This is a genomic window from Halorubrum sp. GN11_10-6_MGM, from assembly GCF_005435165.1.
In the GTDB taxonomy this organism is placed as follows: Archaea; Halobacteriota; Halobacteria; order Halobacteriales; family Haloferacaceae; genus Halorubrum.
The window spans coordinates 1-11,018 of sequence record NZ_SGUC01000052.1 but is presented as its reverse complement, the minus strand read 5'-3'; the positions used below and the strand labels follow the sequence as shown (position 1 = coordinate 11,018).

Annotated in this window: 9 protein-coding genes and 1 pseudogene; 7 read left to right on the top strand and 3 right to left on the bottom strand. The window is 70.6% G+C overall.

The annotated features are described in order from the left end of the window. Window positions 1–231: 231 nt before the first annotated feature. Window positions 232–1,278, bottom strand: a complete 1,047-nt coding sequence (locus EXE46_RS15430) for a phosphoribosylaminoimidazolesuccinocarboxamide synthase (protein ID WP_137689240.1) — start codon at window positions 1,276–1,278, stop codon at window positions 232–234. 169 nt (window positions 1,279–1,447) lie between these two features. On the opposite strand from EXE46_RS15430, the gene EXE46_RS15425 reads away from it, so the two are divergent. Continuing rightward, window positions 1,448–2,113: a tRNA (cytidine(56)-2'-O)-methyltransferase gene (locus EXE46_RS15425; protein WP_137689239.1), complete on the top strand. Its 666-nt coding sequence runs from the start codon at window positions 1,448–1,450 to the stop codon at window positions 2,111–2,113. A 6-nt stretch (window positions 2,114–2,119) separates the two neighbouring features. Here the strand turns inward: EXE46_RS15425 and EXE46_RS15420 are convergent. Beyond that, window positions 2,120–3,605, bottom strand: a pseudogene (locus tag EXE46_RS15420) (ATPase domain-containing protein). Window positions 3,606–3,676: 71 nt separating this feature from the next. Between EXE46_RS15420 and EXE46_RS15415 the strand changes: the two are divergent. Beyond that, window positions 3,677–5,197 carry a PAS domain-containing protein gene (locus EXE46_RS15415; RefSeq protein ID WP_137689238.1) on the top strand — a complete coding sequence of 507 codons (1,521 nt, stop codon included), beginning with the start codon at window positions 3,677–3,679 and terminating at the stop codon, window positions 5,195–5,197. A gap of 35 nt (window positions 5,198–5,232) precedes the next feature. Here EXE46_RS15415 and EXE46_RS15410 read toward each other — a convergent pair whose 3' ends face one another. Further along, window positions 5,233–6,198 carry a hypothetical protein gene (locus tag EXE46_RS15410; protein WP_137689237.1) on the bottom strand — a complete coding sequence of 322 codons (966 nt, stop codon included), beginning with the start codon at window positions 6,196–6,198 and terminating at the stop codon, window positions 5,233–5,235. A 161-nt stretch (window positions 6,199–6,359) separates the two neighbouring features. On the opposite strand from EXE46_RS15410, the gene EXE46_RS15405 reads away from it, so the two are divergent. From EXE46_RS15405 to EXE46_RS15385, 5 genes are all read left to right on the top strand, one after another. After that, window positions 6,360–6,884, top strand: a complete 525-nt coding sequence (locus EXE46_RS15405; RefSeq protein ID WP_137689236.1) for a transcription factor — start codon at window positions 6,360–6,362, stop codon at window positions 6,882–6,884. Next, entirely contained in the window at window positions 6,884–7,579 is a 696-nt protein-coding gene (locus EXE46_RS15400; RefSeq protein ID WP_137689235.1) for a DUF2110 family protein, read from the top strand. The genes EXE46_RS15405 and EXE46_RS15400 overlap by 1 nt, the downstream gene beginning before the upstream one ends. 15 nt (window positions 7,580–7,594) lie before the next feature. Next, window positions 7,595–8,371 (top strand): DUF5803 family protein, encoded by a 777-nt coding sequence (locus EXE46_RS15395; RefSeq protein ID WP_137689234.1) that lies wholly within the window; start codon window positions 7,595–7,597, stop codon window positions 8,369–8,371. Between the two features lie 75 nt (window positions 8,372–8,446). Further along, window positions 8,447–9,145 (top strand): molybdopterin-binding protein, encoded by a 699-nt coding sequence (locus EXE46_RS15390; protein WP_137689233.1) that lies wholly within the window; start codon window positions 8,447–8,449, stop codon window positions 9,143–9,145. Window positions 9,146–9,625: 480 nt separating this feature from the next. Continuing rightward, the gene (locus tag EXE46_RS15385; RefSeq protein ID WP_137689232.1) at window positions 9,626–10,795 is read left to right on the top strand and encodes an ATP-NAD kinase family protein; all 1,170 of its coding nucleotides are present in this window, start codon (window positions 9,626–9,628) and stop codon (window positions 10,793–10,795) included. The last annotated feature ends 223 nt before the right edge of the window (window positions 10,796–11,018 follow it).

Here is an 11,018-nt window from a genome sequence, read left to right as displayed (position 1 = left end):
CTTTTGAGCCAGCGACGCGGCTTGCTTAACGAAGCGGAAGAGTAGTTTGGACACATTCGGCTCTTCCGCTTCGCTTCCACCTTTACAGCGACGCTATCCCGCCGCCTTCTGCGGATTCAACAGAGCAAAGTAAACAGCTTTCCTCAAGTCCCGTCGATCGTGAGGGCTGAGCGGACCGTCCTCCGCAGAGGCCGTAGTCGCGTTCTTCTAGTCGTCAGCGGTCGCGTTCGCTTATAAATCGTCGACCGAATCCAGCGCCGCCTCGATGTCGGGCACGTCGAACCACTCGCGGTCGGTGTACGCGTTCGTCCCCGCCGCGTACATCGCCGAGACGGCGTCGACGACCTCGTTAGGGAGGTGGACCGGATCGCGGTCGCAGATCTCGCGCCAGTCGTCGATGTCGCGGTCTCCGACGGCCGTCTTCGCCTCCTTCACGGCCGCGACCCAGTCGGGGTCGTTCGCCTTGTACCACTGGCGGACGACCTCCTTCGAGATCCCCCGACCGCCGTAAGAGAACCGGTTCTCGTCGAAGGTGCCGACCACGTCGGCGACGCGGAGCTCGCCGTCGACGTAGAGACACTCGATCTTCCCGTCCTCGTGGACGAAGCCGGCGGCTTCGGCGCGCTCGGTGACGACGCGGTTCACGTCGCGCGCGAGCGATTCGAGGGCGTCGACGTCGGCGGCGCCCGCGATCGCGTCGGCCTCGGCCCGGGTGAGGTAGCGGTCCTGCTGTTCGTACTTCGTCGAGAACTCCACGACGGGTTCGGGGAGGTCGACCGGCTCGTCCGGCCAGTCGCCGTCGGGGCCGGCGATGTCGTCGAGCCCGAAGTCGGCGGGGTCCGCGCGCCTCCGCAGGCTGGACCCGACCGGGACGCGGTTGCGGAAGACCACTTCGAGCGGGACGAGGTAGTTCTCCCCGCCCGCGGCGTGGAAGGCGTCGTAGTCGTAGCCCGCGTGGGGGCCCTCGTACGGCAGGTCGGGAACCTGCGTCAAGTCGATCGCCATCTCCGTCGGCGGCGCGGTCGCCTCGTCGAGCGGGACGATATCACCGGAGTCGGCGTCCTCGACCCCGCGGTAGTGGGTCGGAATCCCCTCGCGCTCCAGCAGTTCGAAGTTGAACGCCCCCATCGTACAGAGGCTCGCGCCCTTGTTCGGGATCGCGTCGGGCATCTGCCCCCAGTCGAACACCGAGTAGGCGTCCGTGAAGACGAACCGCCCCCGACCGAGCCCGTCGGCGGTCGCCGGCTCGTCGACGCGGAACTCCTTGACGCTCGTCATGGCGCATACCGCGACCGCCTCCCACATGAATCTTTCAGTTACGTGGTCACCTCGGCCGTTTCCACCCCGGTTCGATCCACGAGTACGGATCGAATCACCCCCCGACGAGGGGCGTCGCCCGCACGCTCGCATCGAAAGCGACACCCCGTTCGACCGCCCAGCCCGTGGCATGAACGATGCGCGCGAGGTCGTCGTCCTCCGGTACGGCCACCGGCCGGGGCGCGACGACCGCATGACGACGCACGTCGGGCTCACGGCGCGGGCGCTCGGCGCCGACCGAGTGATCTTCCCCGACAACGCCGGCCAGTCGGCGGAGACCATCCGCGGGGTTACCGACCGGTTCGGCGGCCCGTTCGCGGTCGAACTCAGGGACGATCAGAAGGCGTTCGTCGGGAACTGGGAGGGCGTCGTCGTCCATCTCACGATGTACGGCGAGCGCGTTCAGGACGTCGAAGGGGACGTTCGCGAAGCGGTCGGGCTCGACGAGCCGGACGTGGTCGGGGAGGCGTCGCCGCCGCGCGACCTCCTCGTCGTCGTCGGCGGCGAGAAGGTGCCGTGGGCGCTGTACGAGCGCGCCGACTTCAACGTGGGCGTGACGAACCAGCCGCACTCCGAGGTCGCCGGCCTCGCGGTCTTCCTCGACCGCCTGTTCGACGGCGCGGAACTCGACCGCGAATGGGCGGACGCCGACCGCCGCGTCGTCCCGGAGGCCACCGGCAAGACGGTGGTCGACGCAGAGGAGGGGCCGGCAGAGGAGGGGCCGGCAGAGGAGGGGCCGGCAGAGGGGAACGGAGACGGGGTCGAGGGGGCAGGCGAGGCGGCCGACCGCGACTGAATCGCATTACTCCCGGTCGTTCCGGTCCGCCTCCCGCTCGACGACCTCGGGCGTGCCGCTCAGGATGCCGCGGAGTCCGGACATCGGCTCGCCGACGGTGATCCCGTGTTCGGTGATGCGGAACTCGCGGATCGTCCGCTCGAAGTCGCTCGTCCGCTTTTTCAAGACCCCGATCGCCTTCCGTATCTCGCCGTCGACCTCGAGGTGGCGGAGGAAGACGATGTTGTCGGCGAGGTAGCTGACGTTCTCCATCGTCGCGCGGAACTCGCCGGTGACGTTCCGCGTCTCGTCGATGAGTACGCCGGTCACGCCGGCGTTCTTGAGGTAGCGGCCGAGCGCGTGCATCTGCTGGAGCATCTGCTCCTCCTCGCCGCGAAGCGTCAGCCGGTAGCCGGAGACGCCGTCGACCATCACGATGTCGGCGCCCTCTTCCTCGACCTCCTCGCGGACCATCCGCGCGAACTCCTGTGGCGACCGCTCTAACGCCTCCACCTCGGTCACCTGAAGCGTCCCCTTCTCGATCATCTCGTCGACCGGGATGTTGACCGCCCGCGACCGGGCGAGGAACGTCTCCTTCGTCTCCTCGAACAGGTAGATGACGGACCGCTCCCCCCGGCCCGCGGCCTCCTTCATGAACTGCGTGCTGAGGGTCGTCTTCCCCACGCCCGTCGGCCCGCTGACGATGCTGACGGTGCCGCGTTCGATCCCGCCGTGGAGCAGCTCGTCGACCTCGGGGATCCCCGAGGAGATCTGCTCGAACTCGCCGTCGTCGTCGTTCACTTGGTTCGTCCCGGGCTGGAGCGCGGGGTACACCTCGATCCCCGACTCGGTGATCCGGTACGCGTGGTCGCCGCTCTGGGTCGCCGACCCGCGGAACTTCGGAACCCGGACAGTCTTGCCGTACGACGTGGCGTCCAGTCGGATCGTCCCGTCGGTGATGAACTCCAGGTCGTCCGTCGGCAGCGACGGGGTGTTCTGGACCGTGAACAACACCGTTGCCCCCCGGTCTTTCAGGAACCGCATGAATCCGACCACCTGCTTCCGGAACTGGTAGTCGTCGGACAGCAGGAAGCGGAGCTGCGTCAGGGGGTCGACGACGACGCGGTCGGGGTCCGCCTCGGTCACGCCCTCGACGATGCGGTCGGTCAGCGGCTCCCGCTCGACCTCCGCCGGCTCGAACACCTCGTACGACTCGTCCTCGACGAACGCGTCGGCGCTCGGACTCAGATCGAGGAACTCGATCGCGTCGGTGTCGAACCCGAGAGCCGCGGCGTTCGCCTTCAGGTCGCGGAGGTCCTCCTCCAGGTTGATGAAAAGCGCCGTCTCCCCCTCGTCGATCCCCTGCTGGAGGAAATGGAGACTCAGAATGGTCTTCCCGCTTCCGGCCGGTCCGCGGACCATGTAGCTCCGCGCCGGGATGACCCCCCCCGGACAGTACCTCGTCGAGCCCGGCGACCCCCGTCGACGCTCGCTCGGACAGCTGCGGTGTCATACCGGCCAGTCGGCCGCGACCGTGATATAAATGGGTAGTTCTTATTGGGTTCCCCGCCTCATCTGTACGAAATGGGTTCGGAGTCGGGTCCGGTCGTCGGTAGCGCCGACAGGGACGGGTCCGGCCTCACGGACTCGGCCCGGGACGGCGTCCGAACCGTCGACCGCGAGGGCGGGGAGACGCCGACCGCGAGCGACGACGCGACCGTCCTCCTCCTGATGGACGCCGACCGCGACCGCGACCTGCTCGCCGAGGCGCTCGGCGACCGATACCGAGTCCGAACCGCGGCCGACCCGTCGGGGCTCGACCGCGAGTTCGACTGCTGCCTCCTCGACGCGGCCGCCTTCGAGGCGGTCGCCGAGCGGGTGGAGGACCGTCGCGACCGGGCGGACCCCGCGTTCCTGCCGTTCGCGCTGCTGGTGGGCGAGGGAGCGGCGGGCGGGCCGAACGACCGCGCGTGGGAGCGCGTCGACGACGTGATCGAGCTGCCGGTCGCCCGGCGGGCGCTGCTCACGCGAGTCTCGAACCTGGTCGAGCGGCGCCTGACTCCCCTCCGGCTCAGGCGGACCGTCGCCGACCTACGGCTCACGGAACGGGCGATGGACGAGGCCCCGGTCGGGATCACCCTCGCGCGGGCGGCCGACGGCGACGACCGGCCGCTCGTGTACAGCAACGACCAGTTCGAGGAGCTGACCGGCTACGGCGACGAGAAGCTCGGCGAGGACTGCCGGTTCCTTCAGGGACCGGACACCTCGGACGAGACGCAGACGGAGATCCGGACGGCGCTCCGCGAGGAGCGGTCGGTCGACGTGGACATCCTCAACTACCGGAAGAGCGGACAGAAGTTCTGGAATCGGCTTCAGATCGAACCCCTCCGGGACGACTCGGGCGAGACCACGCACTTCGTCGGGTTCCAGACCGACATCACCGAGCGGAAGATCCGCGAGCGCCGACTGGAGGTGATGGCCCGCGTGCTCAACCACAACCTCCGGAACAAGATGAACCTCATCTCGGGGTACGCGGACCTGCTCCGAGACGACCCCGACGAGGAGTCGCGCCGCCGGTCCCTCGACGTCATCTCCGAGACGGCGGCGGACCTCACCGGAATCGCCTCCGCCGTCCAGACCGTCGACGAGACGGTCTCCGCGCCCCCGCTCGACGAGCCGATCGATCTCCGCGACGAACTGATCGAGCTCCGGAACCGGATCCACAGCCGCTACCCGAACGCCGAGGTCACCCTGTCGCTCCCGGACGACGACCCGATCGAGGCGACGGTCATCGGCCTCCCGGTCGCCGTCACGGAGGCGGTCGAGAACGCCGTGAAACACAACGACGGCCCGTCGCCGTCGGTCGAGGTGCGCGTCGAGCGGCGCCCCTCCGGGTGGATCGCGATCGAGGTCGCGGACGACGGCCCCGGGATCCCGGACCACGAGACGCAGGTGTTGGAGGCGGGCGAGACGTCGCTGACGCACGCGGACCGGCTCGGCATCTGGCTGATGTACTGGGTCGTCGCCAAAGCGGGCGGCGAGTTCGACGTCGACACCGGGCCGGACGGGACGGCGATCCGGCTCGAAGTGCCGCTCGACCCCTGAGTCGGCGGACGGCCGCGGCCCGGGTCGCGGCGTCGTTACAGCGCTCGCTTCGACCGGAGCCGCGCGAGCCGCGTCCGCGCCTCCTGTCGGCTCGTCCCGCGCACCCGACCCGTCTCGGCGTCGGCCATGGAGACGAAGGAGAGCCGGTCGAGGAGGGGCGGCCAGTCGCCGGCGCCGGCGGCGTCGCCGGCGAACGCGACGGCGTTGCCGAGCCCCTCGCGCTCCTCGGCGCCGGCCCGCGAAACCAGCGCGTCCGCGGCGCGGCGCCCGCCGGCGACGGCGAGCCGATCGCCGACCGTCGCGGGGAGCCACGCCGGGAGGAGCAGCAGCCAGCATAGGACGCCGGCGGCCGCGTACGCCCACGACGGGACGCGCTCGCGGTCCGGCTCGTAGCCGTGGATACGGTTGACGCGCCGGTCCGCGGCGGTGCGGTCCCCGCGGCGGCCGACGAGCAGGGTCGCGAACAGCGCCGCGGTCTCGACGGCCGCCAGCGCCGGGAGCGTCGCCGTCGTGAGCAGTGCCTGTCGCGTCCGCAGGCGGACGAGGGCGTGGCGCAGCGCGGCGTCGCGGTCGGCCTTCGGGAGCGCGAGCAGCCGGGTCGAGACCACCAGCCGCGACCCGCGGTAGCCGTCCGCGACGGCGACGTTCGCGGCGTCGGCGCGAACGGGGTGTATCTCGGGAGGCTCGACGCCGACGTCGGCCGCGAGCGCCTCGACGCGGTCGGCGACGAAGTCGGACCGGCGGTCGTCCAGCTCGGCGTTCGGCAGTCGGGCGATCCGCCTGTCGACGAGAACCGGACCGAGAAGTGCGGAGACCACCGGACCGATCACGGCGGCCGCGAGCAGTCCGCCGGGTGCGCCGAGCGGAACGAGCGCGAGCCCGCCGGGGCCGAGCAGCGCGGCGAGGGGGACCAGCGGGACCGCCGCTATCACCGCCGGGACCGCGAGGAGCGCGAGGGCGCCGAGCGCGCGCCGCCCCCGTCCGTCGACCGAGTCTGCCATACGGGCGAGTGTGAGCCACGGCGCGTAAAGCTCTGCCGGACCCGCGGGTCCGCCGGCGGCGATTCGGGCGCCGGTTCCGGCGACGGCTCTCGGACGGACGGGACGCGCCGCGACCGCGCCTTTCGGAGGTTTTAACCGGATTCCACCACCAGTTTCGCGTAATGGCTTTTGAGGATCTACTGAACGACCCCGTCATCCAGAAGTACCTCCACGAGCTGGTGGGGCCGACGGGGATGCCGGTCGCGGCCGCGCCGCCCGACGGCGAGGTCACCGACGAGGAGCTGGCCGAGGAGCTCGGCTTGGAGCTCAACGACGTTCGGCGCGCGCTGTTCATCCTGTACGAGAACGACCTGGCGACGTACCGGCGCGTCCGCGACGAGGACTCCGGCTGGCTCACGTACCTCTGGACGTTCCACTACGACAACATCCCGGAGAACCTCCAAGAGGAGATGTACCGGCTGCTCGACGCGCTAGAGGAGCGCGAGGAGTACGAACGCACCCACGAGTTCTACCTCTGTGAGGTGTGTTCGATCCGCTTCGAGTTCGGCGAGGCGATGGACTTCGGCTTCGAGTGCCCCGAGTGCGGCTCGCCGCTCGACGCGATGGACAACGACCGGCTCCGCGACGCGATGGACCAGCGCATCGACGAGCTGCGCGACGAGCTCAACGCGGACGTGACGGGCTGATGGTCGTCCTCGCAACGAAGTGCTACGTCGAGGGGGACGCCCGAGACCGCGCACTCGACGGGATGAACTCGCTCGTCGCCAACGACGTCGGCGAACTCGACGTCGACTGGCAGGTGGGCGTCCGCGACGACGACTTCGTTCAGGTCGACGTGACCAGCGAGGACGCGCCGGTCGCCCGCAACGTCCTCGCGGAGTCGTGGGGCGAGGTCGTCGCCCACGACGGCGGCCTCGAAGCGGGCGAGGAGTACGTCGGGACCCTCGAATCGTGGGACGACGTCGGGATCACCCTCGACGCCGGCGTCGACGTGTTCGTCCCCGCGGAGGAGCTCGGGCTCGGCGTCGGCTCGCCGGAGCAGGTCGTCGAGCGCTTCGGCCTCGTCCAGCACCTCCCGATGCGGTTCGTCTACGGCGGCGACGCCGGAGACCCGGACGCGGAGCCGTCTCGGCTCGCCGACGCGGAGCGCGACCGCCTGTACGACTGGCAGCGCGGCGACGGCCGGGTGAACGTCAACTCCGCGACCCGCGGGGAGACGCGCGCGACGGTGAACCGCGCGGGCCACGCCCAAGACATCGTCACGGTCGAGCGGCTGGGACTCTTAGAACAGAGCATCGTCTGTGCGGAAGGCACCGACCCGCCGGGGTTACTCGCCGCCATCGGCTCGTACCTCCCGGCCGAGATGCGCTGTGTGGTCTAACCCGATCCGAGAACCGTGAACAGACGCTTCGCGCTCGCGGTGGCGGCGATCGCCCTCCTCGCGGTCAGCGCCGGCTGCCTCGGCTACGCGACCGGCGGCGGCGAGGTGACGAACGAGACGCTCGACGCCGAGCCGCCCCGCGAGTACGACTTCGACACGGACCGCGACGCCGCGTTCGAGCTCTCGACCGACGCGACGTACACCGCCGTGTACGCGGTCGGCGACAGGGAGGAGCTCCGGCTGTACGAGCAGACGCCGTACGCGGGCGACCAGCCGCTGGAGTTCGAGGCGTTCCGATACCGGTACCCGGACGGCGAGGTGATCACGGGCAGCGAGTTCCGCGCGCGGGGCGGCGAGATCGAGCGGACGACCGACGAGACGTGGATTCGCTTCGCGGACGACATGGCCGGGGGCAAGGCGGCGTTCTCGGGCGCCGGATCCCCCCGCCGGTTCACGATGCTCGCGTACGTCGAGGGGTCGTACGCCGTGACGCTGCCGGCGGGCTTCAGCACGGAGTTCCCGATCGTGGGCCACGTGTCGCCGCGCGACCACGCGGTCGAGACGGTCGGCGACCGCGACCGGATCGTCTGGGAGGAGGTGACCGGCGGCTCGATCGTCGTCCAGTCCTACCGCGAGGGCGATCTGGCGGTGTTCGGCGTCATCCTCCTCATCGGCGTGGTCGCCGCGGCGGCGGGGACGCTCTACTTCCGGCGACAGCTGGAGGCGCTCCGCGAGCGCCGGCGCGACCTCGGACTGGGCGTCTACGACGACGAGGACGACGGCTGGCTCTGACGGTCGCGGTCGCACCGATTCCCTCGCGTCGCCCCCGCCGCGGTCCTTTTCTACCGCGCGCCGCTTGAGTGGGATATGAACGCCGCCGTCATCACCGTCGGGGACGAGCTCCTCGTCGGAGACACCGAGAACACGAACGCCACCTGGCTCTGCGACCGCCTCGACGCGCGGGGCGTCGCGGTCCGGCGGGTGACCGTGGTGCCGGACGAGGTGAGTGAGATCGCGCGTGTCGTCAACGAGTACCACGCCGAGTACGACGCAGTGATCGTCACCGGGGGTCTCGGGCCGACGCACGACGACGTGACGATGGCGGCGGTGGCGGCCGCGTTCGGCCGCGACCTCGAAGCGAACGAGGAGGCGGCCGGCTGGCTCGCCGAGCGCGGGTACAGCGGGGACGACCTCGCCGCCGAGACGACGCACCTCCCGGCCGACTGTCGGCCGCTGCCGAACGAGGTCGGGGTCGCGCCGGGCGCCGTCGTCGAGTCCGTCTACGTCCTCCCGGGCGTCCCGGGCGAGATGAAGGCGATGTTCGAACTGGTCGCCGAGGAGTTCTCGGGGACCCCCACGCACGTGCTCACGGTCGACGTCGACGAGCCGGAGAGCGAGCTGCTCGACCGGTTCGCGGCGCTGCGCGAGCGGTTCGACGTGCGCGTCGGCTCCTACCCGGGCGAGGTCGTGACGGTGAAGATCACCGCCGAGAGCGAGGCGGAGGCCGAGCGCGCCGCGGCGTGGATTCGCGAGCACGCGGACGCGGTCGCGGAGCGGTCAGCCTAGCGAGACTGGACGAGCGGTCAGCCTAGCGGTACAGGTACGCGACCCACACGGCGACGAGGGCGAGGCTCGCGAGCAGGACCGCGCCCGCGGTCGCGCTGATCGGCAACGGCTCCGTCACGGCGGCTTCGAGGATCATGTCTCGGCGTTGTTCTGCGGATGTCTTAAGTATTGATTCTCGCACGGGGAGCCGCAGCCGGGCGGTCGAGGCACCGCCGCGCGGCCCGAAAACGGGACCGGAACGGACGGGCGTGTGGCAGCCTACCGCGGGGAGGGATCCAGTCCCACTGAGACGAGCACGTGGCGTCGCCGATGGCGGGCTCGTTCCACCGGCGTCAACGTGTAAACGCGGACGCCAGTTGGTTCCCGTGCCTCTGTGTTGAGGAGCTTTATCAGCCGATCGGACGGGCGAGTCGGTCGCAGGGGCCTCGCGGCGCTGTCAGACGCGCCTCGTTTAAGAGCCCGGCGAGGTGAACGTCGGGCATGCACGTGGGGATCGTCGTGAATCCGGTCGCCGGGATGGGCGGTCGCGTCGGGTTGAAGGGGACCGACGGGAAGGTGGCCGAGGCGGTCGAGCGCGGCGCGGAGCCGCGGGCGCCGGCCCGGGCGAAACGAACGCTCGACCGGCTGGCGGCGGTCGCCCCCGAGACGAGCGTCTCCGTCGCCGCGGACCCGATGGGCGAGTCGATCGTCCGCGCGGCGGGGTTCGACCCCGTCCGCGTCGTCGACCCGTACGGGGACGAGGCGTCGGAATCGGCGGCCGCCCCGGACCCGACCGAGACGACCGCGGCGCACACCGCGGCGGTCGTGCGAGCGTTCGCGGGGATCGACGGGGACGGCGCCGGCGTCGAGGCGGTCGGGGCGGCCGACCGCAACGAGACCGCCGCCGATCCCGTGGATCTCGTCTTATTCGTCGGCGGCGACGGAACGGCCGCGGACGTCGCGGCCGCGCTGGAGGGAACCGAGGTACCGATGCTCGGCGTCCCCGCGGGGGTGAAAGTGTACTCGTCGGTGTTCGCGGTGTCGCCGGAGGACGCGGCCGAGGTCGCGGCGTCGTTCTCGCGGACCGAGCGCCGCGAGGTGATGGACATCGACGAGGACGCCTACCGCGAGGGAGAGGTCCACCCGGAGCTTCGGGGCGTGGCGCACGTCCCCGTCGCCGACGACCTCCAGTCGTCGAAACAGACCGCGAGCGGCACCGTCGAGTCGCTGGCGGAGGGCGTCGCGGCCGACATCCGCGAGCGCGACGGGGAGGGCGTCACCTTCGTCCTCGGCCCGGGGTCGACCGTCGGGGCGATCAAAGACGAGCTCGGCTTCGAGCCGTCGCCGATCGGCGTCGACCTCTGGCGCGACGGCGAGGTTATCGCGCTGGACGCGACGGAGGCCGAGATCCTCGACGCGCTCGGCGAGGAGAACGTGATCGTCGTCTCGCCGATCGGGGGGCAGGGGTTCGTCTTCGGCCGCGGCAACCCCCAGATATCGCCGGCCGTGATTCGGCGCTGCGACCTCCGGATCGTCGCGTCGCGGGCGAAGCTCGACGACGTGCGCGCGCTCCGCGTCGACACCGACGACCCCGACCTCGACGACGAACTCGCGGGCTGGGTCCGCGTCCGCGTCGGGAAGTTCGAGACGCGGATGATGAAGATCGTGTGACTGAGTCGGATCACCTCCCGTCGTGACCGCGTCAGGTAATACGGTATTTAAATGACCGCGAGCGACTCCGTCGAATAGTTATAAATGATACCGCGGTGGCGCGTGCCTGCGAGGCCGCTCCGCGGCCGAGCAGCACCGCGCGAGGGAGTCGGTCGCCGAGCGAAGCGAAGGCGACCGACGAGGCTGGGGAGGTGTGAGGCTGCGGTGCTGTGCGGGGCGGGTG